The following is a 26,013-nucleotide window of genomic DNA, read 5'->3' on the forward strand; positions in this document are numbered from 1 at the left end:
CGGGGCGTGGCGCGCCGACCATGAAAAGCCCTGCGAACCGAGGGCCCGGCCCACTGTACGACAGCGTGTCGGCGCTTTGTCCTTCAATAGGATTACTAAATCGTAACCAGCGTCTCGAAAGGCCTTGGGTACGATCCGTACCATGCGAATTCTTGTCATCGAAGACGAACCCAAACTGGGCGATTACCTGAAAAAGGGGCTGGAAGAGAACGGCTACGTGGTTGACATCGCCCGCGATGGCATCGAAGGCCGCTACCTCGCCACCGAGGGCGACTACGCGCTCGTGCTGCTGGACGTGATGCTGCCGGGCATCGACGGCTTTGCCGTGCTGCAGGCCATTCGCCGCACGAAGAACGTGCCCGTGCTGGTGCTCACCGCGCGCGACAAGGTCGAAGACCGCGTGCAGGGCCTGCAGCAAGGCGCCGACGACTACCTGGTGAAGCCCTTCTCCTTCTCGGAGCTGCTGGCGCGCGTGCAGGCGCTGCTGCGGCGCGGCAAGACGCAGGAGCCCACGGTGCTGCGACTGGCCGACCTGGAGCTGGACCTGGTGAGCCGCAAGTGCATGCGCAACCGCACGCGGCTGGACCTCACGGCCAAGGAGTTCACGCTGCTGGTGGTGCTGCTGCGCCGGCGCGGGCAGATTTTGTCGCGCTCCACGCTCGCCGAGCAGGTGTGGGACATGAACTTCGACAGCGACACCAACGTGGTCGAGGTGGCGATCCGCCGCCTGCGCAGCAAGATCGACGATCCCTTCGACGTGAAGCTGCTGCACACCGTTCGCGGCATGGGCTACGTACTCGAAGACCGCTCCTGGGCATGAGCCCGAAGCCGCATTCGATCCAGAGCCGGCTCTCGTTCTGGTTCGCCGCGCAGACGCTGTCCGGCCTGAGCATCATCTGCCTGGCGATCTACCTCGTGACCGCCTGGAGCTTCGGCGCCAAGCAGCGCGATGCGCTCGACCAGAAGACGGTGCTCGTCGAGCACCTGCTCAAGGAGGCCGAGAAAGGCGGCGACCTCGTCTTTCTGCGCCACAAGCTCGACGACTTCTTCTCGATGCAGGACGACGTGACCCTGTCGATCGCCAACGCCGGCAAGCCGCTGTTCCAGTCCACGCCGCCGCCGCAGGGCCGCTGGCTGCGGCGCGCCATCGTCGTGCCCTGGCAGAACGGCGACTTCCACACCGACCTGTCGGTGCAGGTCGGCGTGAACATCGCGCAGGACTCGCGGCTGCTCGAACGCCTGGCCTGGACGCTGCTGGGCGCGGTGGTGCTGGGCACGGCGCTGGTGTCGCTCACCGGCATGTGGCTGGTGCGGCGCGGGCTGCGGCCGCTGAAGGCGCTGGCCGAGCGCACCGCGGCCATCACGCCCGACCACGTCCACCAGTCGATCGACCCCGGCGCCTTCGCGCAGGAGCTGCGGCCCTGGATCACGCAGTTCAACGCGCTGCTGGCACGGGTGCAGCGCGCCTACGTGCAGCTGGAGTCGTTCAACGCCGACGTGGCGCACGAGCTGCGCACGCCGCTGGCCAACCTGCTCGGCTCGACCGAGGTGGCGCTCACGCGCCCGCGCAGCAACGAGGAGCTGCAGGCCGTGCTGGCCTCCAACCTCGAGGAGATGGGTCGGCTGTCGGGCATCGTGACCGACATGCTGTTTCTCTCCAAGGCCGACCGCGGCACCTCGGCACGCTCGATGGCCCCGGTGAGCCTGGCGGAGCAAGCGCGCGACGTGATCGACTTCTACGACGCCATGCTCGACGAGGCCGGCCTGCGCGCCGAAGTGCATGGCGAGGCCGTGGCCGAGGTGGACGCGGGGTTGATCCGACGCGCCCTCTTCAACCTGCTGGGCAACGCGATCCGCTTTGCCGAACCGGCCTCGACGCTGCGCATCGAGATCGCGGCCGCCCCTGGCGGGGAACACCACACCATCGCCGTGATCAACCGCGGCGCGCCGATCGACCCGGAGGCCCTGCCACGCCTGTTCGAGCGCTTCTACCGCGCGGCCCAGGCGCGCGACGGCTCCACGCGCCACCACGGGCTGGGGCTGTCGATCGTCGAGGCGATCGCGCGCATGCACGGCGGACAGGTGTTCGCGTCGAGCCAGGGCGGCGAGACGCGCATCGGGTTCAGCGTGCGCCGCGGCGGCTGAAGGGGTTCAGGGTTCGGCGTGCGCCGCCGTCTCGGCGGGCTTCGGCTTGCGGCCGACGCACAGCGTCATCAGCGGCCCGGTCATCGCGGTGGTGGCCAGCGCCATCACCAGCAGCATCGTGAAGAGCTCGGGGCCGATCAGGCCGACGTCCAGGCCGATCTTGATGACGATGAGCTCCATCAGCCCGCGCGCGTTCATGAGCGAGCCGGTGGCCAGGCTGTCGCGCCAGCTGTAGCCGGCGATGCGCGCGCCGGCCGCGCCGCCCGCGATCTTGCCCACGGTGGCCACGCCCACGATCAGCAGCATCGCGCCCAGGCTGGCGCCCGAGAACGCGTTGGCCGTGGTGCCCAGCCCCGCGAGCGCGAAGAACAGCGGCATCAGCACCACGATGGAAATCGGCTCGATGCGCTCGCTCAGCGAGCGCAGCAGGCGGTCGTCGCGCGGCAGGCAGGCGCCGAACAGGAAGGCGCCGAACACCGCGTGCAGGTGCAGCCACTCGGTCAGCAGCGCCGTGACCAGCAGGCCGATCATCAGCGCGGCCATCAGCGTGGTCGACGGCTCGCCGTCGGGCGCCTTCACGCGCAGCAGCCACGCAAAGGCCGGCTTCAGCCCGAGGAACAGCACCGTGAGCATCACCACCACGCCGACCGTGATCTTGATCAGGCCCGCATAGCCGTCACTGGTGCCCACCAGCGCGACCACGAAGGCCAGCAGGATCCACGCGAACACGTCGACCACCGCCGCCGCGCTCAGCGAGAGCTGGCCGAAGGGCGTGCGCGTCATGCCGCGGTCTTTCAGGATGCGCGCCATCACCGGGAAGGCCGTGATTGACAGCGCCGCCGCCATGAACAGCGCGAAGGGCCAGAAGCCCACGCCGGCCGGCGCGAGCGTGGGATGCAGCGCCGGCGAGATCGCCAGGCCCAGCACCAGCGGCACCAGCACGCTGAGCACGCCCACCGCGCCGGCCGCCTGCAGCTGCGCGCGCATGTTGCGCGTGGCCCGCAGCTCCAGGCCCACCACGAACATGAACAGCACCAGCCCCACCGTCGCCAGCGACGACAGCCCCTGCAGCGACTCCTTGGCGAACAGCTGCGCATGCAGCGACGGGAACAGCAGCCCCATGACCGCCGGCCCGAGCATCAGCCCCGCCGCCATCTCCCCCACCACGCTCGGCTGCCCCACATGGCGCAGCACCCAGCCGCACAGGCGCGCGGTGGTGAGGATGACGACGAGTTGCAGCAGGAGGGTGGTGACGGACATGGGCGGGGAAGTCGTGAAGACGGAAAAGTCGCCCGATGTTAGTGAGTTCTGCGCGCCGCTGATGCCGGCGACCGACCACCTTGCGCTAACCTGCGTCGCGGCTGTGCGCCGACTTCCCTTTCATCACCTCTCACGCCTTCGGGAGAACCATGCGAACCTTTGTCGAACTCGTCATCAGCTGGGGCCCCATGCTGCTGCTCATCGGTGTCTGGATTTTCTTCATGCGCCGCAGCGGCGGCCTGAAACAAGGCCAGTACATCGAAGAGGTGCGCCACTATCTGTCGGATCACATCGTCGAAACGCGGCGCATGAACGCCAACCTCGAACGCATCGCCGCCGCGCTCGAGGCCCGCCAGGCCCCGCCTGACACGTCCTCAAGCAACGGGACGTAGCGCGCTCACTTTTCGGTCCGCATCAACCGCAACCCGTTCGCCACCACCAGCAGGCTCGCCCCCATGTCGGCGAACACCGCCATCCACATGGTCGCGCTGCCGAACACCGCGAGCACGAAGAACACGCCCTTGATGCCGAGTGCGAGGGTGATGTTCTGCCACAGCACCGCGTGCGCGCGGCGCGACAGGCGGATGGTCTCGGGGATGCGGCGCAGGTCGTCGTTCATGATGACCACGTCGGCCGCTTCCATTGCGGTGTCGGTGCCGGCGCCGCCCATGGCGAAGCCGATGTCGGCCCTGGCGAGCGCGGGGGCGTCGTTGATGCCGTCGCCGGTCATCGCGACGGCGCCGTAGCGTTGCTGCATCGCCTGGATGGCATCGAGCTTTTCTTCGGGCAGCAGGTTGCCGCGCACGTCGTCGATGCCGGCGTGCGCACCGATGGTCTTCGCGGTGGCGGTGTTGTCGCCGGTGAGCATGACGGGCGTCACGCCCAGCGCGCGCAGCTCGGCCACGGCGGCCTGCGACGAAGGCTTGATGGTGTCGGCCACCGCGAACAGCGCCAGCACCGAGGTGTCCGATGCGAGCAGCGTCACGGTGCGGCCGGCCTCTTCGTGCCGCTTCAGCTCGGCTTCGAGTTCCGGCGAGCACAGGCCGCGCTCCTCGATCAAGCGGTGGTTGCCCAGCACGTAGGTCTGGCCGGCGTGCGTGGCCTGCACGCCGCGTCCGGGCAGCGCGGTGAAGTCGCCGACCTCTTCGACCGGCCCGCCCAGGCCTTGGGCGATGGCCTTCGACACCGGGTGGTCGGAGCGGCCCGCAATGTTGGCGGCCAGTGCGTAGGCCGCGCCTTCGTCGCCGCCCGCCTTGTCGATCAACACCGACTCGACCAGCTTGGGCTTGCCCTCGGTGATGGTGCCGGTCTTGTCGAGCGCCACGGCCTTGAGCTTGCGCGCCTCTTCGAGGTAGGTGCCGCCCTTGATCAGGATGCCGCGCCGCGCGGCCGAGGCCAGCGCGCTCACGACCGTCACGGGCGTGGAGATGACCAGCGCGCACGGGCAGGCGATGACCAGCAGCACCAGCGCCTTGTAGACGGCCTGCACCCAGGTCCAGCCCAGCAGCCACGGCGTGAGCACCGCGATGGCCAGCGCCAGCACGAAGACGGTGGGCGTGTAGATGGCGGCGAACCGGTCGACGAAACGCTGCGTGGGCGCGCGCGAACCCTGCGCCTCTTCGACCGCGTGGATGATGCGCGCGAGCGTGGTGTTGGCCGCCACGGCCGTCACGCGGAACACCAGCGCGCCGGTCTGGTTGATGGTGCCGGCAAACACCGCGTCGCCCGCGGCCTTGTCGACCGGGATGCTCTCGCCCGTGACCGGGGCCTGGTCGATGGCGCTGGTGCCTTCGAGCACCACGCCGTCCAGCGGCACGCGCTCGCCGGGGCGGATGCGGGCCACGGCATCGAGCGCCACCGCGTCGGCGCGCACGGTCTGCCAGCTGCCGTCGGGCTGCCGCACCTCGGCCTGCTCGGGCGCGAGCGCGAGCAGGCTCTGGATGGCGTTGCGCGCGCGGTCGACGGCGCGGGCCTCGATGAGCTCGGCGATGGCGTACAGCGCCATCACCATCGCGGCCTCGGGCCACTGGCCGATGATGAAGGCGCCCGTGACGGCGACGGCCATCAGCGCGTTGATGTTGAGGCGCCCGCGCACCAGCGCGGCGAAGCCCTTCTTGTAGGTGTCCAGGCCGGCCAGCGCGATGGCCGCGAGCGCGAGCCCCATCTCGGCGGCCATGAAGCCCACGCCGTCGAGCGCAAGGAACGACACGGTCTCGGCCGCGATGGCCAGCACCAGCGCGGCGACGAGGCGCGCGAGGCCGGTCGACATGCCGGCGAAGCGCGCGGGCTCGGCCTTCTGCCCCGTCGACGACGCCACCGGCTCGGGCTTGAAGCCCGCCTGGCGGATGGCGTCGAGCGCGGCGGGCAGCGCGCCGTCTTCGGTGGTGAGGGCCAGCGTGCGTTCGCTTAAACGAAAGCGCAGGGCCTTCACACCCGCGACGGGCTCGAGGGCGCGGCGGATCTCGGACTCTTCCACCGCGCAGTCCATGGTGGGAATGCGAAACAGCACGGCGCCCTTCGGCAGGTCGGCCGGCTCGGTCGATGCCGGGGTGCTGCCGCATACGGGGCTGCCGCAGCAGGCCGTTGCCGGCGCGGCGGGGGCGTGATCGTGCGAATGGTCGTGCCCATGGTCATGTCCATGGCTGTGCCCGTGGTCATGGTCGTGGTCATGCGGCGCTGCACGCGGCACCGGCTGATTCAGGGTGTTCTGATTCGTCATGCATTCATTGGAAACCCTGAAGCAGGTGTAGAGTCAACCGTTGATTGCCACTTCCTTGAGATGCCGCATCATGAAAATCGGTGAACTGGCCAAGGCCACGAACACGCCGGTCGAAACCATCCGGTACTACGAGCGCGAACAGCTGCTGCCCGCGCCCGCGCGCACCGACGGCAACTACCGCATCTACGACGACGAGCACACGCAGCGCCTGGGCTTCATCCGCCGCTGCCGCTCGCTGGACATGACGCTCGACGAGATCCGCAGCCTGCTGAAATTCCGCGATGCGCCGCAGGACGACTGCGGCGAGGTGAACCAGCTGCTGGACGACCACATCGGCCACGTGGCCTCGCGCATCGCCGAGCTGAAGACGCTCGAAAAGCAGCTGAAGGCCTTGCGCCTGCAGTGCGGCGGCCCCGAATCGGCGAGCGCCTGCGGCATCCTGCAGGAGCTGGACACCGCCGCGCTCGCACCCGAGACCTTCGGCCAGCACGCGGGGCACGTGCACGGCACGCTGCACGCGCCGGGCAAGCGGGCCGGCTGAGGCGCCGGTCGATCGCCTCTTACTTGCCGATCAGCTGCGTCAGCTTGTCGGCCTCGAACGACTCGCCGCGCGCCGCGTCGCCCGGCACGCAGTCCTTGGTGCCCGGCTGCGCCGACAGCTTCTCGATGGCCTGCCAGAGGAGCGCGATCTGGTGCTCCTGGCTCGAGGCGTTGTCGATCAGGCCGCGCATGGCCTGGCTCAGCGGGTCGTCGTCCTGCGTGATGCCGTAGGCCGAGAACTTCTGCGGCGCGGCCACGTCGGCGCTCTCGCCCTCTTTCGACGGGATGATGCGCGCCGGAATGCCCACCGCGGTCGCCCCCGCGGGCACCGGCTTGATGACCACCGCGTTGGAGCCGATCTTGGCGCCGTCGCCCACGACGAAGCCGCCCAGCACCTTGGCGCCCGCGCTCACCACCACGTTCTTGCCCAGCGTCGGATGGCGCTTGGTGCCCTTGTAGAGCGAGGTGCCGCCCAAGGTCACGCCCTGGTAGATGGTGCAGCCGTCGCCGATCTCGGCGGTTTCGCCCACCACCACGCCCATGGCGTGATCGAAGAACACGCGCTCGCCGATCTTGGCGGCCGGGTGGATCTCGATGCCCGTGAACGCGCGCGCGCAGTGCGCGATGAAGCGGGCCGGCCACTTGAAACCGTGGGTCCAACAGGCGTGCGCCCAGCGGTGCAGCACCACGGCATGGAAGCCGGGGTAGACCGTGATCACTTCCCAGGCGCTGCGGGCGGCCGGGTCGCGTTCGAGGATGCACCGGATGTCGGCGCGCAGTCGAGAGAACATCGCTGCCTTTGTTGTCGTTATATCGATAGGGGCCGGGCAGTCTAAAGCCGGGCGTCTTCGCTTACGCGCGATGGGGTTTTGTGACGGTTCAGCTGTCGCGCGGCGGCCGGGTCGCGTCGCTCATGGCCTTGGCGATGCCGCGCAGGATGTGGATTTCCTCGGGCGTGGGCTGCGCGCGATTGAACAACTGCTGCAACCGCGGCATGAGCTTCTTGGGCGCCGCCGGGTCGAGAAAGCCGATGTCCACCAGCGAGCGCTCCCAGTGGTCGAGCATGCCGGCCACGGCCTGCGCGTCGGCCGCCTGCACCGGGGCGATGGCCTCGCGCACGCCATAGCCGCCCAGCGCCAGGCGCCATTCGTAGGCCACCACCTGGATCGCCGCGCCCAGGTTCAGCGAGCCGAACTTCGGGTCGGTCGGGATGCTCAGGGCCACGTTGCAGCGGTAGACGTCCTCGTTGCGCATGCCGAAGCGCTCGGAGCCGAACAGGAAGGCCACGTGCTGGTCGCCCTGCGTGGCCAGCGGCTCCAGGTGCTCGCGCGGCGTGCGCGTGGGCGGGCCGAAGTCGCGCGGGATCATGGCCGTGGCGCACAGGTGGGTCACGCCGTCGAGGGCTTCATCGAGCGTTTCGACGATGCGGGCGTTGTTCAGCACGTCCAGGGCGCCGCTGGCGCGCTGGATGGTTTCCTCGCGCCGCAGCACGTTGGCCCACCGGGGCGCCACCAGCACCAGGTCGTCGAAACCCATGGTCTTCATGGCGCGGGCGGCGGCGCCCACATTGCCGGCGTGGCTGGTCTGGATGAGGATGAAACGGGTGCGCATGACGGGTGGGGAAGACACAAACGGGCTGAGCCGGTAAAATGCCCGATTCTCGCCGCCCGCATCGCCGGACCGCAGGGTCGCCCAGATTGCATTCTTGGGGACCTCTCCCACCCGTTCTTCTCACAATCCAGAATGTCGTCCCCCAACCTGCATCCCATGCTCAATGTGGCCGTCAAGGCCGCACGCGCCGCCGGCGCCATCATCAATCGCGCCGCCCTCGACGTCGAGGCCGTGCGCATCTCCCAGAAGCAGGTCAACGACTTCGTCACCGAAGTCGATCACGCCAGCGAGAAGGTCATCATCGAGACCTTGCTGGGCGCGTACCCGGGGCACGGCATCCTGGCCGAAGAATCGGGCACCGAATACGGCGCCAAGGACTCCGAATTCGTCTGGATCATCGATCCGCTCGACGGCACCACCAACTTCATCCACGGCTTCCCGGTCTACTGCGTGTCGATCGCGCTGTCGGTGCGCGGCAAGATCGAGCAGGCGGTCGTCTTCGACCCGTCGCGCAACGACCTGTTCACGGCCACCAAGGGCCGCGGCGCCTACATGAACGAGCGCCGCATCCGCGTGTCCAAGCGCGTGAAGCTCAGCGAGTGCCTCATTTCCACCGGCTTCCCGTTCCGCACCGGCGACAACTTCAAGCAGTACCTGGCCATCATGGCGGACATGATGCCCCGCATGGCCGGCCTGCGCCGCCCCGGCGCCGCCGCGCTCGACCTGGCCTACGTGGCCGCGGGCTTCACCGACGGCTTCTTCGAGACCGGCCTGAACCCCTGGGACGTGGCCGCCGGCTCGCTGCTGGTGACCGAGGCCGGCGGCCTCATCGGCAACTTCACGGGCGAGCCCGAGTTCCTCGACCAGCGCGAATGCCTGGCCGGCGCCCCGCGCGTGTACGGCCAGCTGGTGCCGCTGCTCGCCAAGTACTCCAAGTTCGCCAACGTGGACGACAAGCTGCGCGCCAGCGACCGCGTGCGCGCCGTCTCGGCCTCGACCAAGTCGAGCCCCGCCGACGCCTCGGTCGACCTGTACGCCCGCAGCACCGTGACCGAAGCCACGGCCGCCCCGCTCGACGGCAGCGCCGAAGCCCCGGCCGCCGCAGCCCCCGCCGCGCCGGCCGCCCCGCGCAAGCTCACCCGCATCAAGCGCGAGGCGCCCGCCGAGGGCGACGCCTCCGCCAAGTGATGACGGGGCCGGGCGCCGCCGCGCGGGTTCGTGCGGCGTTGCGCATTGCGCTGAGCCACTACGTCGCGAGCGGGCTCACCGTCGCGCTCGGCCTGCTCGTGATCTCGGGCGGGGTGCACCTGTGGCTGGGCACCCTGGCCGCCTCGGCCGCCGCCACCGGCGTGATCGTCACGGCGCCGCCCGACCTGCCCGGCCCGCGCCGCGGCAAGTTTTTGCAGATGCTGCCGGCGCCGCTCATCGGCCTGCCGCTGTTCTTCGCGGTGCAGATGCTGCACGGCGCACCGATCCGCCTCGGGCTGCTGCTGGTGCCCGCCACCTTCATGGCCTTCGTGGCCATGGCCTGGGGCAAGCGCGGCATTCCCATCGCCATCGCGGTGATGTTCTCGATGGTCTTCTCCATGGCCACGCCCGCGCCCGCCGGGCTGTCCGACGCCATCGCGCGCACCACCGAGTTCGGTCTGGGCGCCGGCTTGTACGTGGTGTGGGCCACGCTGGCCAACCTGCTGCTCAACGGGCGCTTTCGCACCCAGTCGATCGCCGACGTGCTGTTTTCGCTGGCCGCGCTCATGCGCACCGAGGCCAGCCAGTTCACGCCGCAGGACGAAACCCGCGACATCCGCGACACCCCTGCCTCGCTGCTGGGCCAGCTGCTGCGTGAGCAGGCCGCGCTGGCCGACCAGCTGCAGGCCACGCGTGACATCGTGCTCGAATCGCCGCGCACGCCGCGCCGCCAGCGCCTGGCCGGCATGCTCGTCATCGTGCTCGAGATGCGCGACCAGCTGCTCGCCAGCGAGCTCGACCTCGACGCCCTGCGCGCCCATCCGTCGCATGCGCAGGCGCTGGTCGAGATGCGCCGCATCCTCGAAGAGCTGGCCGACGAAACGACCGGCCTGGCCGATGCGCTGCTCATGCGCCGCCACCCCGCCGCCGTGGCCGACCGCCGGCCGCGCCTGGCCGCGATCCATGTGACGGCGGACGACGAAGACACGCACGGCCAGATGGGCCCCTCGGCCGCCATGCTCGCGCGCGGGCTGGCCAGCCGCATCGGCCACATCAACGACGAGGTGCTGCGCCTGGCGGCCATGGCACGCGGCGACGCCGAGCCCAACCTGGCCGTGGTGCGCGCCAACTGGCAGCTCTTCGTGAGCCCGACCGACTGGTCGCTGCGCCCCTTCCTCGCGCTGTGGCGCTGGGACGCGCCGCCGCTGCGTCACGCCATTCGCGCGGCGCTGGCCATCGCGGCCGGCTACGGCATTGCCGTGTCGATGCCCTGGGGCTCGCACGACTACTGGATATTGCTGACCATCGTGGTCGTGCTGCGCGGCAGCCTCTCGCAGACGCTGGAGCGGCGCAACAGCCGCGTCGCCGGCACGCTGCTGGGTTGCGTGCTCGCGGTGGGCCTGCTGTCGGCGCACCCGTCGCCGCTGATGCTGCTCGTGACCGTGACCATCGCGCAGGCCATCGCCCACAGCTTCGCGGTGCGGCGCTACCTCGTCACCGCCGTGGCCGCCACCGTGCTGGGCCTGCTGCAGGCCCACATGCTGAACACCGGCACGGCGCCCATCTTTGCGCTGTTCGAGCGCATCGCCGACACACTCATCGGCGCCGCGCTGGCCTGGGGCTTCTGCTACGTGCTGCCCTCGTGGGAGCGCACGCAGATTCCGGCGCTGGTGGCGCGCGTGCTCACAGCGCAGGCACGCCATGCGCGGCTCGCGCTCGGCCTGGGCCAGCTGCAGGCCATCCAGAGCAGCCCCGAGCTCGAATGGCGGCTCGCGCGCCGCGAGGCCTACGACAGCCTCTCGGCGCTCGTGCAGGCCACGCAGCGTTCGCTCTCCGAACCTCGCGCCGTGCAGCCGCCGCTCGAACCGCTGGAGCATCTGCAGGCCCACAGCTACCAGCTGCTCGCGCAGCTCAGCGCCGTGAAGTCGATGCTCGTGCTGCGGCGCGACCGCCTCACGCCGGGCGACATCGAAGGCCCGCTCGTACGCACCGCGCAACGCATCGAGGCCGCCCTGGGAACCATTCCGATCGCAGGGCCCTCTCACCCCGAGAGCACAGGGGCCACCACCGTCGGCGGCCCCATTCCACTGCCTGACCCGTTCGACAACGACATCAGCCCCTGGCTGGTGCGCCGGCTCGACCTGGCCACGGCGCTCGCCACGCAGCTGCGCGACGACGCAGCGCGCATTCTTCAACCACTGAACGACAACACCCCAGAAGCAAAGACCACCCCCGCCTGATGACCCAAGAGCTCCTCGCACACCCCTGGTTCGGCACCTGGATTGCCGCCCTGATCGCCGCGCCCCTCGCCCTTCTCGCCCACCGCATCGGGGGCATGGTCCTCAGGCGGATCACCCGCCCGGCGCCCGCCGTGCATGCGATGGTGCTCAACTGCACCGCCCCCGCGCGGCTGGTGCTGCCGCTGGCGGCGCTCATGATGGTGTGGCAGGCGGCGCCGGACGACCTGCGCTTCATCGGCAGCGTTCGGCATCTCACGGGGCTGCTGCTCATCGCGGCCAGCACCTGGTTCGTGCTCAAGGCCATCAGCGGCTTCGCCGACGGCGTGCTCGCGCAGCACCCTTCGGACATCTCCGACAACCTGCAGGCGCGCCGCGTGCTCACGCAGACCCGCGTGCTGGCGCGCACCGCCATGTCGGTCGTCGTCGTGGCCGGCGGCGCCATGATGCTCATGACCTTTCCGGGCGCGCGCCAGGTCGGCGCCAGCCTGCTGGCCTCGGCCGGCGTGATCGGCATCGTGGCGGGTCTGGCGGCCAAGCCCGTCTTCAGCAACCTCATCGCGGGCTTGCAGATCGCGCTGTCGCAGCCGATCCGCATCGACGACGTGCTCGTGGTCGAGGGCGAATGGGGCCGCGTCGAGGAGATCACCGGCACCTTCGTGGTCGTGCGCATCTGGGACGACCGGCGCCTGATCCTGCCGCTCACCTACTTCATCGAGAAGCCGTTCCAGAACTGGACCCGCCACTCGGCCGAACTGCTCGGCTCGGTCTTCTTCTACCTGGACTACGGCACGCCGCTGGCGCCGCTGCGCGCCGAGGTCGAGCGCCTCGTGAAGGCCGCGCCCGAGTGGGACGGCCGCTTCTTCAACCTGCGTGTGACCGACGCCACCGAACGCACCATGCAGGTCCGCGTGCTCTGCACCGCAGCGACCTCGGGCCTGGCCTTCGACCTGCGCTGCTACGTGCGCGAAGGCGTCATCGACTTCATGCAGCGCGAGTACCCGCAATTCCTGCCGAAGATGCGCTTCGAGGGCAACGATCCGGCGATGGGGCAGCCGGCGGTGATGCAGGGCGCGACGGCGGGCTGAAGCTCCCGCCGCCGCCTTCTTTCTTCCCCCTACCGCGCAGGCGCCGCCGCCGGCAGCACCATCGGCGCCCCCAGTCGCGAGGCGCGCTCCCAGCCCGGTTGCGACTGCGCGCGCTCCAGCTCGGCCACCACCTCGGCACGCGTGCGGGGTTGCGTGGCCTTCACGGGGATCGGGGCGCCCCAGCGCAGCACGCCGGCCCACTCGGGGCTTTGCTGCGCGGCGCGCAGTTCGGCCACCACCTGGGCGTCGGTCTTGCCCGGGCCGGCGTTTTCGGGGTGCTCCTTGATGCCGGCTTCGGTCGCCGCGAAATGCGCGGGCCCCTCGACGTGCTGCTGGCTGGTTTGTGCGCCAGCCACCAGCGGGAGCGCTGCGGCGGCCATCGCCGCCAGCGCAAAGGCCATCTTCCTGTTCGTCATGTGTCATCTCCTTCGTTGAACGCCGAAGAGGACCACCCGCTTCGGCGATGGCGGTTTTGCTTCGCCATGCCGACACGCTAGGAATTCGGACCGTCGCCGCGCGAACGGTTCAATTACAAAAACGACAGGATGAAGACCAATTCATCAATTCTCTGCAAGGGGCAAGCGGAGCTTTCCAATTCGTAACCCGGCTGCACGGAAAACGTAATTGAAAAAGGCGGTTTCGGTCTTTTCCTGTCGCAATCGATCGATATGATTTGCCCAGACGCATGAACCATGCGGAAGGCAGACGAAATCAATTGAATTTATTTCCGCACGCCGAACCGGAGCTCCAACGCGGTGCGTGGGAGCGATGAATTTCATATTCAATTCAAGGGCAACAATGAAAAGACAATTCCTCACGGCCGCCGCACTGTTCGGTGTCGGGTTCGCCAATGCGCAGTCTTCCGTCACGCTGTTCGGCGTGGTGGACACGGGCATCAGCAATTACTCGTCCAAATCGCAGGACATGAACGGCGCCACGCTGTTCAACCCGTTCTACGTGAACCAGGGCACGCGCACCGCGAGCCAGACCGCGCTGAGCTCGGGCGGCTATTCCACGAGCCGGCTGGGCTTTCGCGGCACCGAGGACCTGGGCGGCGGGCTCGCGGCCAGCTTCTGGCTCGAGGCGCCGATCAGCCCAGACGACGGCAAGACCGGCATCACCACCTTCCAGCGCCGTTCCACGGTCAGCCTGTCGGGCGGTTTCGGTGAATTGCGCCTGGGCCGCGACTACGTGCCCACGGCCTGGAACGACATCGTGTTCGACCCCTTCGGCATCGTCGGCGTGGGCCGCAGCCTGATCTTCACCGCCGCCAACACGAATGCCGGCGGCGGCTCGGGCGGCTTCGGCGGTGACCTCAATTACAACCGCGCCAGCAATTCGATCGGTTATTTCCTGCCGAAGAATCTGGGCGGCTTTTATGGCCAATTCATGTACGCGCTGCATGAAAACACCAAATACGACCCCGGCACGGCAACGCCGCCCGGCGTCAATGCGGCGGGTGCGCTCAATTCGGGAAATTCGGCCGCATCGCGTGCGGGGCGCTACCTGGGCGGGCGTGTCGGTTATGCCAATGGCCCGTTCGACGTGGCCGTGTCTTATGGCAACAGCACGGCGGCCGACAATTTCTATGCGGGCACCACCGACAACGTCAAGACCTTCAATCTCGGCAGCTCCTACGATTTCGGCGTGGTCAAGCTGTTCGGCGAATTGTCGCGAATCAAGAAAACGCGCGATTACGCCGTCACGCCCCTGGTCGGCGGCGCGCCGGACGTCGACCTCACGGGCTACCTGATCGGCGTGACCGCGCCGGTCGGCCCGGGCCTGATCCGCGCCTCGTACTCGCAGGTCAAGTACGACCTCAACACCGTCAACCTGCCGTTCACGCCGTCGGTCGCCGACCCCAAGGCCAACAAGCTGGCCATCGGCTACATCCACAACCTGTCCAAGCGCACCGCCCTGTACGCCACCGTTGCGCGCATCAGCAACAAGAACGGCGCGGCGCTCACGGTCGGCGGCCCCGCCTTCGTGAACACCGGGGTGTTCGTGCCCAAGACCTCGACGGGCTACGACGTCGGCCTGCGCCACTCGTTCTGATCAGGGAAGACTGTCACGCGCAAAGAAGCAAGCAAGTGAGTGAATGACCGCGGGCGGCCCTGCGCCCGCGGATGTTCCGTTTCTCCAGGAGCCCGTCAGGCGGGTCCATTCGGTCCGCCTTTGTGCGGACCATTTTTTTGGGGCGAGAGAAGCGCGCCTCAGTCGGGCACGGTGCCCGCCGGCGCCGCCACCGCGCGCGCCGCGATCGGCACCGACATCACGATCGAGGTGCGCGTCTCGCCCAGGTGGTTGATGCTGCTCACGAAGGCTTCGAGGTGCTCGATGTCGCGCGCGACCACCTTCAGCACGTACGAGTCCTGCCCCGTGACGTGAAAGCACTCGAGCACTTCGCGCCGGCTGCCGAGCAGCTTCAGCAGGCGGGCCTTGTCGGGTTGCGCGGTGGTGATGCCGACCAGCGCGGTGACGGTGTAGCCCGCCTTGCGCGGCGGCACCACGGCGCGGTAGCCCTCGATGACGCCGGCCTCTTCGAGGCGCTTCACGCGCTCGGAGGTGGATGGCACCGACAGCGCCACCTGCCGCGCGAGCGCCGTGAGCGAGGTGCGCGCGTCCTGCTGCAGCACGTCGAGGATCTGCCAGTTCTTGGCGTCGATTTCCATGGATTTCAGGCCCGATTGAGAATTTCGCTTCCGATTTCAGGCAAGGCATGCCGCGCGCCTGAATTTCGCCATTCTCGTCATACGGGCCTCGCCGAACAATCGACGGCATGGACTTCCCTCTCTTTCTCAAGGCCCTCGTCATCGGGCTCTCGATCGCCGCCCCGGTGGGGCCCATCGGCTTGCTGTGCATCCAGCGCACGCTCGCGCACGGCCGCACGATCGGTTTTCTCAGCGGACTCGGCGCCGCGCTGGCCGATGCCTGCTATGGCGCCATCGGCGCGTTCGGCGTATCGGCCGTGGTGTCGACGATGGTCGCCGCGCGTGTGCCGCTGGCGCTCGGCGGTGCGGCCTTTCTCGCGTGGATGGGCGTGCAGCTGCTGCGCGCGCCGGCGGCCACGCAGGCCCGGGCCGCGGAAGACGCGGCCACGCCGGTGAAGGCGCTGCTGTCGGTGTTCGTGCTCACGCTGGCCAACCCGATGACGATCCTGTCGTTCGTCGCGGTGTTCGCTTCGCTCGGCAGCGGCCACGTGGGCAGCGGCGGCGGTGCGGCGCTCACGATGGTGATGGGTGTGTTCCTCGGCTCGGCGCTGTGGTGGCTGGGGCTGTCGAGCATCGTGTCGATGGTGCGGCACAAGCTCGGCGCGCGTGTGCTGCAGGGCATCAACAAGCTGTCGGGTGCGCTGCTGCTGGGCTTTGCGGTGTTTCAGCTGTCAACGTTGCTGTCGCGCTGACGAATCAACTGACCGACTTGCGGCGCGCAGGCTTCCGGGCACCCAGCGCGCTCGCCAGCGCCTTCGTCGCCCAGTCGCGCAAGGCGTGCGGGTCTTCGAGCGCATCGACCGGCGCCTCGTAGTAGCTCGCGACCTTCACGGTCGAAGCGCTGGTCGCGTACGAGAACGGCACCGCGCCCAGGCGCTCGAATTCCGGCCGGGTGGCGTCGTCCACGCGCAGGTACAGCGTGCCCCCCATCACGAACGCGAACTGCACGCCGGCCTGCACGAGGCCGAAGCCGCCGAAGAAGCGCTTGACCTCGATGGGACCCATCGCACCGAGCGACTCGGCCAGCTCGAGCGCTCGCCCATGCGAACGCTCGGCACCGCCGACCGCGGCCGCCCCTTTGGCGCGGCTCAAACGACCGCCTTGCGCCGCGCGTCGGTCACTGGCGCGCCGCCATGCACTTCAAGCAAACGCAGCAGCGCCTCGGAGCTGTGGGCCTTGGCCCAGTCGCGTTCGGAATCGTTGATGCCGACGAGGTGCAGGAAGTCGAAGCGGCCCGAGTCGAGCTGCGCCGTCGCGGGGTAGTGCTTCGGCTCCATCAGCACCACATGGCGCAGGGCCACGGTGCCCTTCTCGCGGATCGCTTCGCCGACGGGAATGCGGTCGCCGTAGTCGAAGGGCTGCTTGTCTTCACCGAAGTGCGAGTGCGCGAGCAGCACGTTGTAGGCGAGCAGGCGGCGCAGCAGCTTGATGGCCCATTGGTCTTGCGGCTGCGACGGCACTTCGATGACCAGCTCGGAGCCGATCCACGAATAGTCTTCCGGGTCGTAGTCGGCCGGCTCCGTTTCCCAGGGCGTGGAGCCGCCCGAGGTCACGTACAGCCAGGTGTTGCGCACGGGCGTGGGTGCGAACTCGAACACGCCCAGGTGCAGCCAGCGCGGATCGACGTCTTCGGCGCCCAGCGCCTTGAAGTCGTCGAAATCCAGCACGTAGATGCCGGTGCGCTCGGGGCCGAACAGGCGCGGGTAGAGCGTCTCTTCGCGGTAGGCCCACACGTCTTCCATGGAACTCATCGGCGCATCCTCCTCGTTGGAACGAGGGCATTCTCGTCGCTCAACGTGACCGCTGCATACGCCGCAGGGCGGGCCATTCGAGGTTGGTGAAGGCGCGCAGCACCCACTCCACCGGGCCGTACGCAAAGCGTGCCAGCCACCAGCGGCTGACCAGCATCTGCGCGCCGAAGATGCCGAAGGCGACCATCAGGCTCATGAACGGTCCGAGCTCGCCGATGAGCCGCAGCCCATACGCCAGGAAGAGCCACGCGCACACCGCCGACTGCAGCAGGTAGTTCGACAGCGCCATGCGCCCCGCCGGCGCGAGCGCGCCCGCCAGCCAGCCGCCCCAGCGCGACTGGAACAGCAACATCATCGCGCCCACGTACGTCGCCGTGAGCAACGGCGAGGTGAAGACGCCGACCGCCAGGCCGAGCACATCCCAGCGCGAGCCCGGCACGACAGACGCCGTCCACGCATACACCGCCGCGCCCGGCAACCCCAGCACCAGGCCGGGCACCAGCAGGCGCTTGAACAGCGGGCGGTAACGGTCGGCCCGCGCGAACAGATTGCGCCGGCCCTCGATGACGCCCGCGAAGAACATCGCCAGCGCCATCGGCGCCTGGACCAGCCCGAGCACGATCCACACCTGCGACAGCTCGCGCAGGTGCTGACGGATGACCGTCGCCGCCGTGCCGCGGTAGGCCGCGAGCGCCGAGGCCGCGTCGGCCTTCGCGGTGCGCAGCACCTCGTCGGTCGCCGGGCCGCCCAGCATCGCGAGCATGCCGATGGCACCCCACACCATCGCGGTCGCCAGCACCAGCCGCAGCGCCCAGCGCGCGAGCACAGCGTCGCTCTGGTGGCGCAGCGCCAGCAGCACGGCGCCGAGCACCGCGTAGGTCGTGAGGATGTCGCCATGGAACAGCAGCACCGCGTGCAGCGCGCCGATGCACCACAGCGCCACCAGCCGGCGCGCCAGGCGCGGCACGAAGGGCTTGCCGCTGCGCTGCGCCGACTGCATCTGCAGCGTGAAGCTGTAACCGAACAGGAAAGAGAACAGCAGGTAGAACTTGGTCTCGAACAGGAAGGCGACGGCAAAGGCCGCCACGCGGTCCAGCCCCGAACGCATCATCGGGTCGGGCAGCGGCTGGCCGTAATACGGCGAGGCAAAGGCCGCGATGTTCACGACCAGGATGCCCAAGAGCGCAAAGCCGCGCAACGCATCGACGAGCGACTGGCGCTCGACTGCCACAGGGGTCGGGTTCATGCGCCCCGCCCCGGCTTCGCGAGAAAGCGCCCCACCACGCGCCGCAGCATCGGCGCCTCGCGCGCGGGGTCGAAGCCCGTGTCGAGCGCCAGGCGCGAGAACACGCCGTCGATGAGCGCGGCGATCCAGTTGGCCGATTGCACGGGGTCGAGCTCGGGGTCGATCTGCCCGCGCGCCGCCGCCTTGCGCAGCAGGGCCGCGAGGCCGTCGCGCATTTCGGTGTCGCCCGCGGCCACGCTGGCGCAGACCACCGGGTTGCGCAGGGTCTCGGCGGCCACCTCCAGCGCCAGCCGCGAGTAGCTGCGGTCGGAGGCGAAGACCATCACCACGTCGAGGAAAGACAGCACCACCTCCAGCGGGTCGGCCGGGTCGTCGTCGATCGCGGCGAAGTACGCGGCCGTGTCGCGCCACTCCTCTTCGGCCAGGGCCTCGATGATCGCGTTCTTGCTGGGAAAGTAATGGAAGAGATTGCCGGGGCTCATGCCCGCGGCGGCGCAGATCTCGGCGGTGGTGGTGGCATGAAAGCCGCGCCGCGCAAAGCAGTCGCCCGCGGCCTCCAGGATCTGGCGGCGCTTGGCCTGCTGGCGTTCGGGGTCAACTTTGCGCACGGTGGTTCTCGCGGAATTCGGTCATGCCCGAATTATTAGACCGAGCGCTCGATCTATTCTGAAGAAACCCTGAAGAAACCCTTCAGGCAGCGCGCGTGGCCGCAATGCCCCGGATGGTGTCCAGCAGCAGCCGCGCGCCCTCGCCCGTCTCGCTGCCGCGCCGCACGGTCACGCCCACCGGGCCTTCGGTGCTCGCCGTGTCGATGGCCACGCGCTTGAGTTCGCCGCGCGCCACGAAGCCTTCCACCGCGCCCTGCGGCGCAAACCACACGGCGTCGGAGCGCTGCAGCAGGCCCACGGCAAAGCTGGTGTCGGTCGCCTCCACCAGCCGCGCCGGCAGCGCCAGCCCCTGCGCAATAAGGAAGGCGTCGGCCGTGTGCCGGATCAGCGTGCCCGACACCGGCAGGACCAGCGGGTAGGCGGCCAGCGCGTCGAGCGTGGGCTTGCGCCGCGACGCCAGCGGGTGGCCGGGCCGCACCACCAGCAGCAGCACCTCGCTGTACAGCTGCTCGAAGGCCAAGTCGGCCATGGCCGAGGCCTGCGCCAGCCGGCCGAGCACGAGGTCGATTTCGCCCTGGCGCAACTGCGTCATGAGCTGCGCGTTGGTGCCGCTCACCACGCGCACGCGCATCGCCGGGTGCGCCGCATGCAGCCGTGCGACGGCTTCGGGCAGCAGGTGCGCCGCCATGTTCGGCAAGGCGCCGACCGCCACGCGCAGCTGGTCGGCCTCGGGCTGGTCCATCGCCAGGCCCAGGCCTTCGCGCAGGCCGCGCAGCGCCGACACCGCGTGGCGCACCAGCACCTCGGCGGCCGGCGTGAGCTCCACGCCGCGGCGGCGGCGCAGCAGCAACTGACGGCCCACGATCTCTTCAAGCTCGGCCACCGTCTTCGACACCGCCGGCTGCGTGAGCGACAGCGCCTCGGCCGCGCGCACCAGGTTGCGCTCTTGCGCCACCATGACGAGGCATTGCAGGTGGCGCATCTTCAGGCGCTCAAAGTTCATGGCTGACATGCGGTTCTCCTCGAAGCCAGTGGGGCGACGTGCTTTCAAATATAACCAGAGGGAATAGCTGGCGGAAGAGACTTCAGTTGTGCCGCGCCGCGCAGCCTTCTAGAGTGCCGTGGATACGGAGACAGACAAAGCAGCCCATGACCACGATTTTTTCCTCGAAGCCTTCCTCTTCCTTTGGCGCGCGCCGCCGCCTCACGCTCGCCGCCGCCTGCGCCGCGCTGGCCCTCGGCCTCGCCGCGCCGGCCGCGCAAGCCCAGGCGAGCTACCCCGCCAAGCCCGTGAAGTTCCTCGTCAACTTCCCGGCCGGCGGCCCCATCGACATCCTCGGGCGCGCGCTGGCCGACGCGCTGCAGAAAGACCTGAAGCAGCCCTTCGTGGTCGACAACCGCCCCGGCGCGGGCGGCAACATCGGCGCCGACGCCGTGGCCAAGAGCGCGGCCGACGGCTACACCGTGCTGCTGGGCATCGACAGCACCTTCACCGTCAACCCGCACCTGTACGCGTCGATGCCCTTCGCGGCCAAGGACCTCAAGCCGCTGATGATCTTCAGCTCGTCGGGCCTGAGCTTCACCACCGCCGCCTCGGTGAAGGCCAAGACGCTGCCCGACTTCATCGCGCAGGCCAAGGCCGAGCCCGCCACCTTCAGCTCGGCAGGCAACGGCAGCCCGGGCCACATCGCCGCCGAGATCTTCGCGAACGCGACGGGCGCGAAGATCGTGCACGTGCCCTACAAGGGCAACGCCCCGGCCGTGATGGCCATGCTCGGCAACGAGGTGCAGGCCGGCATCGTCGCCACGCCCGGCGTGCTGCCGCAGATCCAGGGCGGCAAGCTGCGCGCCCTGGCCGTCACCGGCCGCCAGCGCGCACCGCTGCTGCCCGAGGTGCCCACCGTCGGCGAGCTGGGCCTGAAAGACCTGGAGTTCGAAGTGCTCTACCTCGCCATGGTGCCGGCCGCCACGCCCGAGCCCGTGATGCAGACCCTGCGCCAGGCGCTGCACAAAGCGATGGCCCTGCCCGAACTCAAGGCCCGCCTGGCCTCGCTCGACATGGTGCCGCTGGCCGAAACCGATGCCGCCGCCACCGCGCGCCTGGCCACGGCGCAGGCGCGCTACGGCCGCATCGTCAAGGCGACCGGGATGAAGGTGGACTGACGGCCTTGCCGCTGCGCGCCGTGCTGTTCTTCTTGCCGTTGCCTGCTGCCGCAGCAGCCGCCGCCGCATGGCGCCCCCGGTCGGCCTTGGGCAGCACCGCCTGCGCCACCATGGTTTCGGCGTGCGCCTGCAGCCGGTGCAGCGCGTCGTCGAAGCGCGCGGCATCGTCTGCGTCGAGCGTGCCCATCAGCTCGGCGTTGATGCGCGTCACCAGCGGAAAGAGTTCGTCGTACAGCGCCTGCCCCGTCGCCGTGAGGCCCAGCCGCACCTGCCGCCGGTCGCCCGCCAGCGCCGTGCGCGACACCAGCCGCTTGGCCACCAGCGAGCCCACCGCCTTCGAGGTGCGCGCCCGGTCCAGCTGCGCATGCTCGGCCAGTTGCGACGAGCCCAATTCGCCCCGGCTGGCCAACACCGCGATCAGCCGCCACTCGCGCCGCGTGATGCCGAAGCGGCCCTCGCACAGCCGGATCACCATGCTGCCCGCCACCGCGAGCAGGCGCGACAGCCGGTACAGCAGCAGGTCGTCCAGCGGGCGGCGCGGCGGGGTGGCGACGTCTTCGGCGGTCATGGGGCGGGGTCTCGAAAGGCCGGGTAAATCCGGGCGATGGTTGATTTGATCAATCGAATGTAGCGTCTCCAGAATCGTCCGCAGCCGCGGCCACCCGCCCCGGCCACGCACAGACCCTGCCGAACGCCGAACGAGACCCCGGAGAGATTGACGATGCCCCAGCTTCCCGACCCGACCCGCCGCCGCACCCTGACCACCCTTGGCGGGCTGGCCCTTGCCCCCCTTGCATCCTTCGCACCGCTTGCGTTCGCGCAGCAGCAACCCGCCGCCTTCACCCCCGGCCAGCCGATCAAGGTGCTCATCGGCGTGCCCGCCGGCGGCACGCAGGACGTACTGACCCGCGCCATTGCCCACCAGGTGCGCGACTCGCTGGGCCCGCTCATCATCGACAACCGCTCGGGCGCGGCCGGCCGCATTGCCGTGGACGCCGTGAAGACCGCGCCGCCCGACGGCCACACCCTGCTGCTGGGCACCGCGAGCATGATGACCATGTTCCCCAGCGCCTACCGCAACCTGTCGTACGACCCCATCAAGGACTTCGTGCCGCTGGTGAACGCCGCGCGTTTCGAGCTGGCGCTCACCGTGCACAAGGACGTGCCCGCCAACACCCTGGCCGAGTTCATCACCTGGGCCAAGGCGCAGGGCGACAAGGTGAGCTTCGGCTCGTACGGCGCCGGCACGCCTTCGCACTTCCTAGGCGAAATGCTCAACCGCGCGGCCGGCCTGAAGATGGTCCACGTGCCCTACCGCGGCTCCACGCCCGCACGCCAGGACGTGATGGGCGGCACCGTGCCCGTGTACTTCGACACCATCGGCGGCGCGCAGCAGATGCTGCCCACCGGCCGCGTGAAGGTGCTGGCCACCAGCGGCGACAAGCGCTCGCCGCTCATGCCGCAGCTGCCCAGCTTCGTGGAGAGCGGCTACAAGGACGTGGTGGCCACCGCCTGGTTCGCCTACTACGCGCCGCTGAAGACGCCGCCCGCCACCGCCGAGCAACTGCGCAGCGAAATCATCCGCGCCGTGAACAGCCGCGACGTGCGCCAGCTGCTGCTGCAGAACGGCATGTACCCCGTGGCCGACGGCCCCGAGGCGCTCGTGAAGACCATGCGCGAAGACATTGCCCGCTGGGCCGGCATCATGAAGGCCGTGAACTTCCAGGCCAACGACTGACCGACCGATCGACAACAAGGACACACCCTTCATGATCCCGCGCGCCCTCCCCGCTTTCGCTTCTTCCTTCAACCCGGCACGCCGTCGCCTTGCCACCGTGCTGGCCATGGCCGGCCTCGTGGCGGCCATCGCCGCCCCCACGCTCGCGCGCGCACAGGCCGCCCAAACCGCACTCGACAGCCCGCTGCGCATCGTCGTCGGCTACGCGCCCGGCGGCGCCACCGACCGCGTGGCGCGCATCGTGGGCGACAAGCTCGCGGCCCAGCTCGGCGTGCCCGTCATCGTCGACAACAAGCCCGGCGCGGGCGGCCGGCTGGCCGCGCAGCAGGCCAAGGCCACGCCCGCCAACCAGAACGTGCTGATGCTCGCCAACCCCGCCGTGATGGTGGTGGCGCCGCTCGTCTTCAAGGACAACGGCTACGACGCCGAGCGCGACTTCGTGCCCGTGTCGCACGTCAACGCCTACGACTTTGCGCTGGCCGTGTCGCCCACCCTGCCCGTGCGCGAGCTGAACCACCTGCTCGCATGGATGCGCGCCAACCCGCAGCAGGCCAACGTGGGCGTGCCCGCCACCGGCAGCCTGCCGCACTTCTTCGGCCTCATGGTGGGCGAGAAGGCCAAGGTGCAGACCCAGGTGATTGGCTACCGCGGCTCCGCCCCGCTGCTGAATGACCTGATCGGCGGCCAGGTGCCCATTGCCGTCGACACCGAAGACGTCGTGCTGCCGCAGCACACCGCCGGCAAGCTGCGCATCCTGGCGCTGTCGGGCGAAAAGCGCTCGCCCTTCGCGCCGAATATTCCGACATTCAAGGAAGCCGGCCTCGACCTCGCCGCCACCGGTTGGAACACCTTCTTCGCGCCGGCCAGCATGCCCAAGGAGAAAGTCGAACGCCTGGCCACCACCATCCACGCCGTGATGCAAGACCCCGACACCCAACGCAAGTTCAAGGACGCCGGCATGACGCCGGTGGTGAGCACCCAGGCGCAGACCGCCGCGATGCTCAAGGCCTACAAGGCGCAGTGGGCGCCGGTCGTGCAGAAATCCGGCTACCAGCCCTGATCGAAAAACCTCTCAGCGACCTATGACGACACGCAGCACCCGCCCCAACATCATCTTCATCGTGGCCGACGACCTCGGCTATGCCGACCTCGGCTGCTACGGCGGCCGCGAGGCGCCCTTTGGTCGCGTGTCGCCCGTGCTCGACGGCCTGGCCGCCAACGGCTTGAAGCTCACGCAGGGTTATTCGAACTCGCCCGTGTGCTCGCCCACGCGCTTCGCGATGATCACCGCGCGGTATCAGTACCGCCTGCGCGGCGCGGCCGAAGAGCCCATCAACAGCCGAAGCCGCGGCAGCACCACGCTGGGCCTGCCCACCGAGCACCCCACCCTGCCGTCGCTGCTGAAAGACAGCGGCTACAAGACCGCGCTCATCGGCAAGTGGCACCTGGGCTACCCGCCCAGCTTCGGCCCGCTGCGCTCGGGGTATGAAGAATTCTTCGGCCCCATGTCGGGCGGTGTCGACTACTTCACCCACTGCGATTCGGCCGGCCGCCACGACCTCTGGTACGGCGAAGAAGAGCACAAGGACGACGAGGGCTACCTGACCGACGTGCTCTCCAAGCGCGCCGTCGACTACGTCGAGCGCATGGCCACGCAAGAGGCGCCCTTCTTCCTGAGCCTGCACTACACCGCCCCCCACTGGCCGTGGGAAACCCGCGACGACGCCGACAAGGCGCCGCTCGTGAAGGACAACCTGTTCGACCTGTCGGGCGGCAACATCCACGTGTACCGCCGCATGATCCATCACATGGACGAGGGCATCGGCTGGATCATGGCCGCGCTCGAAAAGCACGGCATGGCCGACAACACCCTCGTCGTGTTCACCAGCGACAACGGCGGCGAGCGCTTCTCGGACAACTGGCCGCTGGTCGGCGGCAAGATGGACCTGACCGAAGGCGGCATCCGCGTGCCATGGATCGCGCACTGGCCCAAGGTGATCGCCAAGGGCGGCGAGAGCACCCAGCTGTGCATGACCATGGACTGGTCGGCCACCATGCTCGACGCCGCCGGCGTGAAGGCCGACGCGGCGTACCCGCTCGATGGCGTGTCGCTCATGCCCGTGCTGAAAGACGCCACCCACACCTTCCGCCGCCCCCTGCACTGGCGCATGAACCACCGCGGCCAGGAAGCCATGCGCGACGGCGACTGGAAGTACCTGAAGGTCGACGGCAACGAGTACCTGTTCAACATTCCGGCCGATGAGCGCGAACGCGCGAACCTGGGGAAGAAGGAGCCGCAGCGGCTGGAGGCGATGCGGGCGCAGTGGCAGGAATGGAATGCGACGATGCCTGCGATTCCGGAGGATGCGACTGTGAGCCTTGGGTATTCGGTTAAGGATATGCCGCAGAGGTGAAACGCGAGTGCCGGAAACTCATCGCCAGAAAGCGTTGATTTCCGATCACTTCTCGTTCCCTAAGCGCTGCCACTAGCAGCGCTTAGGCGGCAGCTTCAGGCGGCCTCCTGTCGGTCGCCGACTGCATATGCCTCGGTAGTTTCTGGCTGAGAGACGCCGTGCCCGAAAGGCTACTTCCGCTTACTCAGCACCATTCAAAGTCAGGCCACTAAGTTTTGAAGGAAATCCGTGAGCGCCTTCTTAGGGTCATCCTCCTCCGAAACGATCATCTCGATGTTCACGCACCCTGGCCGTCGCCTTTTGCGCCTCACATTCGTGTCGCTGCGCCGCAAAGAGGCATCGACACCCGCCGTGAGGCCAAGCGGTTCATTCGCTCGTCAATCGATCAATGGATGCGTGGGATGAAGGCGTTTCCTTTCACGGGGTTCGTCGGCCGCTACAGCGGGCCGTCTTGGCGCGGGGGCATTCACTGTAGAGAAGCGAAGCCGCGCAAGAGAAAAGAATTCGTCGACGATTTCTCGAATCGACGAGATATCTGAAGTGCCCCGGTTTTTCCGCTTCGCCGGAGACGAGACGAGGCGAAGCAAGACTCGG

The 26,013-nt window shown here is 68.9% G+C and carries 25 protein-coding genes; 13 read left to right on the forward strand and 12 right to left on the reverse strand.

The window, feature by feature from the left end; translation table 11 throughout:
- The first annotated feature begins 142 nt into the window (after positions 1-142).
- Together AC07YS_RS16910 and AC07YS_RS16915 are read left to right on the forward strand one after the other, a co-directional pair.
- Positions 143-820: a heavy metal response regulator transcription factor gene (locus AC07YS_RS16910; RefSeq protein WP_062481258.1), complete on the forward strand. Its 678-nt coding sequence runs from the start codon at positions 143-145 to the stop codon at positions 818-820.
- Positions 817-2,145, forward strand: a complete 1,329-nt coding sequence (locus AC07YS_RS16915) for a heavy metal sensor histidine kinase (RefSeq protein ID WP_492727764.1) — start codon at positions 817-819, stop codon at positions 2,143-2,145. Before AC07YS_RS16910 ends, AC07YS_RS16915 begins: the two co-directional genes overlap by 4 nt.
- Positions 2,146-2,151: 6 nt before the next feature.
- Here AC07YS_RS16915 and AC07YS_RS16920 read toward each other — a convergent pair whose 3' ends face one another.
- Positions 2,152-3,405 carry a cation:proton antiporter gene (locus AC07YS_RS16920; RefSeq protein WP_070063158.1) on the reverse strand — a complete coding sequence of 418 codons (1,254 nt, stop codon included), beginning with the start codon at positions 3,403-3,405 and terminating at the stop codon, positions 2,152-2,154.
- 149 nt (positions 3,406-3,554) lie between these two features.
- Between AC07YS_RS16920 and AC07YS_RS16925 the strand changes: the two genes are divergently transcribed.
- Positions 3,555-3,797 (forward strand): hypothetical protein, encoded by a 243-nt coding sequence (locus AC07YS_RS16925; RefSeq protein WP_495267659.1) that lies wholly within the window; start codon positions 3,555-3,557, stop codon positions 3,795-3,797.
- 5 nt (positions 3,798-3,802) lie between these two features.
- Here AC07YS_RS16925 and AC07YS_RS16930 read toward each other — a convergent pair whose 3' ends face one another.
- Complete coding sequence (locus tag AC07YS_RS16930; protein ID WP_495267604.1) at positions 3,803-6,124, reverse strand: heavy metal translocating P-type ATPase; 2,322 nt, start codon at positions 6,122-6,124, stop codon at positions 3,803-3,805.
- Between the two features lie 70 nt (positions 6,125-6,194).
- On the opposite strand from AC07YS_RS16930, the gene cadR reads away from it, so the two are divergent.
- Positions 6,195-6,665: a Cd(II)/Pb(II)-responsive transcriptional regulator gene (gene cadR / locus AC07YS_RS16935; RefSeq protein WP_487848345.1), complete on the forward strand. Its 471-nt coding sequence runs from the start codon at positions 6,195-6,197 to the stop codon at positions 6,663-6,665.
- Positions 6,666-6,684: 19 nt separating this feature from the next.
- On the opposite strand, the gene cysE is transcribed toward cadR, so the two are convergent.
- A complete protein-coding gene (cysE, locus tag AC07YS_RS16940; protein WP_223301446.1) occupies positions 6,685-7,476 on the reverse strand; it encodes a serine O-acetyltransferase in 792 nt (263 codons plus the stop codon).
- Between the two features lie 67 nt (positions 7,477-7,543).
- A complete protein-coding gene (locus AC07YS_RS16945; RefSeq protein WP_492684339.1) occupies positions 7,544-8,275 on the reverse strand; it encodes an RNA methyltransferase in 732 nt (243 codons plus the stop codon).
- A 132-nt stretch (positions 8,276-8,407) separates the two neighbouring features.
- On the opposite strand from AC07YS_RS16945, the gene AC07YS_RS16950 reads away from it, so the two are divergent.
- From AC07YS_RS16950 to AC07YS_RS16960, 3 genes are read left to right on the forward strand one after another with little or no spacing between them, the layout of a single operon-like run.
- On the forward strand, positions 8,408-9,463 hold the full coding sequence (locus tag AC07YS_RS16950; RefSeq protein WP_307693475.1) for an inositol monophosphatase family protein: 1,056 nt from the start codon (positions 8,408-8,410) through the stop codon (positions 9,461-9,463).
- Positions 9,463-11,703 carry an FUSC family protein gene (locus tag AC07YS_RS16955; protein WP_095949132.1) on the forward strand — a complete coding sequence of 747 codons (2,241 nt, stop codon included), beginning with the start codon at positions 9,463-9,465 and terminating at the stop codon, positions 11,701-11,703. The genes AC07YS_RS16950 and AC07YS_RS16955 overlap by 1 nt, the downstream gene beginning before the upstream one ends.
- Positions 11,703-12,788, forward strand: a complete 1,086-nt coding sequence (locus AC07YS_RS16960; RefSeq protein ID WP_495267605.1) for a mechanosensitive ion channel family protein — start codon at positions 11,703-11,705, stop codon at positions 12,786-12,788. Before AC07YS_RS16955 ends, AC07YS_RS16960 begins: the two co-directional genes overlap by 1 nt.
- Before the next feature lie 29 nt (positions 12,789-12,817).
- Here the strand turns inward: AC07YS_RS16960 and AC07YS_RS16965 are convergent, their stop codons facing one another.
- Positions 12,818-13,204 carry a hypothetical protein gene (locus AC07YS_RS16965; protein WP_070063166.1) on the reverse strand — a complete coding sequence of 129 codons (387 nt, stop codon included), beginning with the start codon at positions 13,202-13,204 and terminating at the stop codon, positions 12,818-12,820.
- A 382-nt stretch (positions 13,205-13,586) separates the two neighbouring features.
- On the opposite strand from AC07YS_RS16965, the gene AC07YS_RS16970 reads away from it, so the two are divergent.
- Entirely contained in the window at positions 13,587-14,843 is a 1,257-nt protein-coding gene (locus AC07YS_RS16970; protein WP_447745919.1) for a porin, read from the forward strand.
- A 158-nt stretch (positions 14,844-15,001) separates the two neighbouring features.
- Here the strand turns inward: AC07YS_RS16970 and AC07YS_RS16975 are convergent, their stop codons facing one another.
- Positions 15,002-15,460 carry an Lrp/AsnC family transcriptional regulator gene (locus AC07YS_RS16975; protein ID WP_062479155.1) on the reverse strand — a complete coding sequence of 153 codons (459 nt, stop codon included), beginning with the start codon at positions 15,458-15,460 and terminating at the stop codon, positions 15,002-15,004.
- 107 nt (positions 15,461-15,567) lie between these two features.
- On the opposite strand from AC07YS_RS16975, the gene AC07YS_RS16980 reads away from it, so the two are divergent.
- On the forward strand, positions 15,568-16,191 hold the full coding sequence (locus AC07YS_RS16980; RefSeq protein ID WP_307589000.1) for a LysE/ArgO family amino acid transporter: 624 nt from the start codon (positions 15,568-15,570) through the stop codon (positions 16,189-16,191).
- Positions 16,192-16,195: 4 nt separating this feature from the next.
- On the opposite strand, the gene AC07YS_RS16985 is transcribed toward AC07YS_RS16980, so the two are convergent.
- The 5 genes from AC07YS_RS16985 to pcaQ all read right to left on the reverse strand — a co-directional run bounded on the left by AC07YS_RS16985 (position 16,196) and on the right by pcaQ (position 20,116).
- Positions 16,196-16,504, reverse strand: a complete 309-nt coding sequence (locus AC07YS_RS16985; RefSeq protein ID WP_495267654.1) for a TfoX/Sxy family protein — start codon at positions 16,502-16,504, stop codon at positions 16,196-16,198.
- Positions 16,505-16,587: 83 nt separating this feature from the next.
- Positions 16,588-17,250: a suppressor of fused domain protein gene (locus AC07YS_RS16990; RefSeq protein ID WP_307589002.1), complete on the reverse strand. Its 663-nt coding sequence runs from the start codon at positions 17,248-17,250 to the stop codon at positions 16,588-16,590.
- A gap of 40 nt (positions 17,251-17,290) precedes the next feature.
- Entirely contained in the window at positions 17,291-18,496 is a 1,206-nt protein-coding gene (locus tag AC07YS_RS16995; RefSeq protein ID WP_495267606.1) for a DUF418 domain-containing protein, read from the reverse strand.
- Positions 18,493-19,104, reverse strand: a complete 612-nt coding sequence (locus AC07YS_RS17000) for a TetR/AcrR family transcriptional regulator (RefSeq protein WP_307638635.1) — start codon at positions 19,102-19,104, stop codon at positions 18,493-18,495. The genes AC07YS_RS16995 and AC07YS_RS17000 overlap by 4 nt, the downstream gene beginning before the upstream one ends.
- Before the next feature lie 82 nt (positions 19,105-19,186).
- Complete coding sequence (gene pcaQ, locus AC07YS_RS17005; protein ID WP_062479169.1) at positions 19,187-20,116, reverse strand: pca operon transcription factor PcaQ; 930 nt, start codon at positions 20,114-20,116, stop codon at positions 19,187-19,189.
- A 137-nt stretch (positions 20,117-20,253) separates the two neighbouring features.
- Here pcaQ and AC07YS_RS17010 point away from each other — a divergent pair, with 137 nt between their 5' ends.
- Positions 20,254-21,267 (forward strand): tripartite tricarboxylate transporter substrate binding protein, encoded by a 1,014-nt coding sequence (locus AC07YS_RS17010; RefSeq protein WP_495267607.1) that lies wholly within the window; start codon positions 20,254-20,256, stop codon positions 21,265-21,267.
- Here the strand turns inward: AC07YS_RS17010 and AC07YS_RS17015 are convergent.
- Positions 21,239-21,835: a MarR family winged helix-turn-helix transcriptional regulator gene (locus AC07YS_RS17015; RefSeq protein WP_495267608.1), complete on the reverse strand. Its 597-nt coding sequence runs from the start codon at positions 21,833-21,835 to the stop codon at positions 21,239-21,241. The genes AC07YS_RS17010 and AC07YS_RS17015 overlap by 29 nt on opposite strands.
- Positions 21,836-21,988: 153 nt before the next feature.
- Between AC07YS_RS17015 and AC07YS_RS17020 the strand changes: the two genes are divergently transcribed.
- Genes AC07YS_RS17020 through AC07YS_RS17030 form a run of 3 tightly spaced genes read left to right on the forward strand, consistent with a single transcriptional unit; the run spans position 21,989 to position 25,419 of the window.
- Positions 21,989-23,005 carry a Bug family tripartite tricarboxylate transporter substrate binding protein gene (locus tag AC07YS_RS17020; RefSeq protein WP_495267609.1) on the forward strand — a complete coding sequence of 339 codons (1,017 nt, stop codon included), beginning with the start codon at positions 21,989-21,991 and terminating at the stop codon, positions 23,003-23,005.
- Positions 23,006-23,036: 31 nt separating this feature from the next.
- On the forward strand, positions 23,037-24,065 hold the full coding sequence (locus tag AC07YS_RS17025) for a Bug family tripartite tricarboxylate transporter substrate binding protein (RefSeq protein ID WP_495267610.1): 1,029 nt from the start codon (positions 23,037-23,039) through the stop codon (positions 24,063-24,065).
- Between the two features lie 22 nt (positions 24,066-24,087).
- Entirely contained in the window at positions 24,088-25,419 is a 1,332-nt protein-coding gene (locus AC07YS_RS17030; RefSeq protein ID WP_495267611.1) for a sulfatase family protein, read from the forward strand.
- The last annotated feature ends 594 nt before the right edge of the window (positions 25,420-26,013 follow it).

The organism is Variovorax sp. GW458-11-26-14-LB1 (genome assembly GCF_059423965.1).

Coding starts and splice junctions, on each gene's coding strand:
- AC07YS_RS16910 (WP_062481258.1), top strand. CDS start 143: ATGCGAATTCTTGTCATCGAAGACGAACCCAAACTGGGCGATTACCTG.
- AC07YS_RS16915 (WP_492727764.1), top strand. CDS start 817: ATGAGCCCGAAGCCGCATTCGATCCAGAGCCGGCTCTCGTTCTGGTTC.
- AC07YS_RS16920 (WP_070063158.1), bottom strand. CDS start 3,405: ATGTCCGTCACCACCCTCCTGCTGCAACTCGTCGTCATCCTCACCACC.
- AC07YS_RS16925 (WP_495267659.1), top strand. CDS start 3,555: ATGCGAACCTTTGTCGAACTCGTCATCAGCTGGGGCCCCATGCTGCTG.
- AC07YS_RS16930 (WP_495267604.1), bottom strand. CDS start 6,124: ATGACGAATCAGAACACCCTGAATCAGCCGGTGCCGCGTGCAGCGCCG.
- cadR (WP_487848345.1), top strand. CDS start 6,195: ATGAAAATCGGTGAACTGGCCAAGGCCACGAACACGCCGGTCGAAACC.
- AC07YS_RS16945 (WP_492684339.1), bottom strand. CDS start 8,275: ATGCGCACCCGTTTCATCCTCATCCAGACCAGCCACGCCGGCAATGTG.
- AC07YS_RS16950 (WP_307693475.1), top strand. CDS start 8,408: ATGTCGTCCCCCAACCTGCATCCCATGCTCAATGTGGCCGTCAAGGCC.
- AC07YS_RS16955 (WP_095949132.1), top strand. CDS start 9,463: ATGACGGGGCCGGGCGCCGCCGCGCGGGTTCGTGCGGCGTTGCGCATT.
- AC07YS_RS16960 (WP_495267605.1), top strand. CDS start 11,703: ATGACCCAAGAGCTCCTCGCACACCCCTGGTTCGGCACCTGGATTGCC.
- AC07YS_RS16965 (WP_070063166.1), bottom strand. CDS start 13,204: ATGACGAACAGGAAGATGGCCTTTGCGCTGGCGGCGATGGCCGCCGCA.
- AC07YS_RS16970 (WP_447745919.1), top strand. CDS start 13,587: ATGAAAAGACAATTCCTCACGGCCGCCGCACTGTTCGGTGTCGGGTTC.
- AC07YS_RS16975 (WP_062479155.1), bottom strand. CDS start 15,460: ATGGAAATCGACGCCAAGAACTGGCAGATCCTCGACGTGCTGCAGCAG.
- AC07YS_RS16980 (WP_307589000.1), top strand. CDS start 15,568: ATGGACTTCCCTCTCTTTCTCAAGGCCCTCGTCATCGGGCTCTCGATC.
- AC07YS_RS16985 (WP_495267654.1), bottom strand. CDS start 16,504: ATGGGTCCCATCGAGGTCAAGCGCTTCTTCGGCGGCTTCGGCCTCGTG.
- AC07YS_RS16990 (WP_307589002.1), bottom strand. CDS start 17,250: ATGAGTTCCATGGAAGACGTGTGGGCCTACCGCGAAGAGACGCTCTAC.
- AC07YS_RS16995 (WP_495267606.1), bottom strand. CDS start 18,496: ATGAACCCGACCCCTGTGGCAGTCGAGCGCCAGTCGCTCGTCGATGCG.
- pcaQ (WP_062479169.1), bottom strand. CDS start 20,116: ATGTCAGCCATGAACTTTGAGCGCCTGAAGATGCGCCACCTGCAATGC.
- AC07YS_RS17010 (WP_495267607.1), top strand. CDS start 20,254: ATGACCACGATTTTTTCCTCGAAGCCTTCCTCTTCCTTTGGCGCGCGC.
- AC07YS_RS17015 (WP_495267608.1), bottom strand. CDS start 21,835: ATGACCGCCGAAGACGTCGCCACCCCGCCGCGCCGCCCGCTGGACGAC.
- AC07YS_RS17020 (WP_495267609.1), top strand. CDS start 21,989: ATGCCCCAGCTTCCCGACCCGACCCGCCGCCGCACCCTGACCACCCTT.
- AC07YS_RS17025 (WP_495267610.1), top strand. CDS start 23,037: ATGATCCCGCGCGCCCTCCCCGCTTTCGCTTCTTCCTTCAACCCGGCA.
- AC07YS_RS17030 (WP_495267611.1), top strand. CDS start 24,088: ATGACGACACGCAGCACCCGCCCCAACATCATCTTCATCGTGGCCGAC.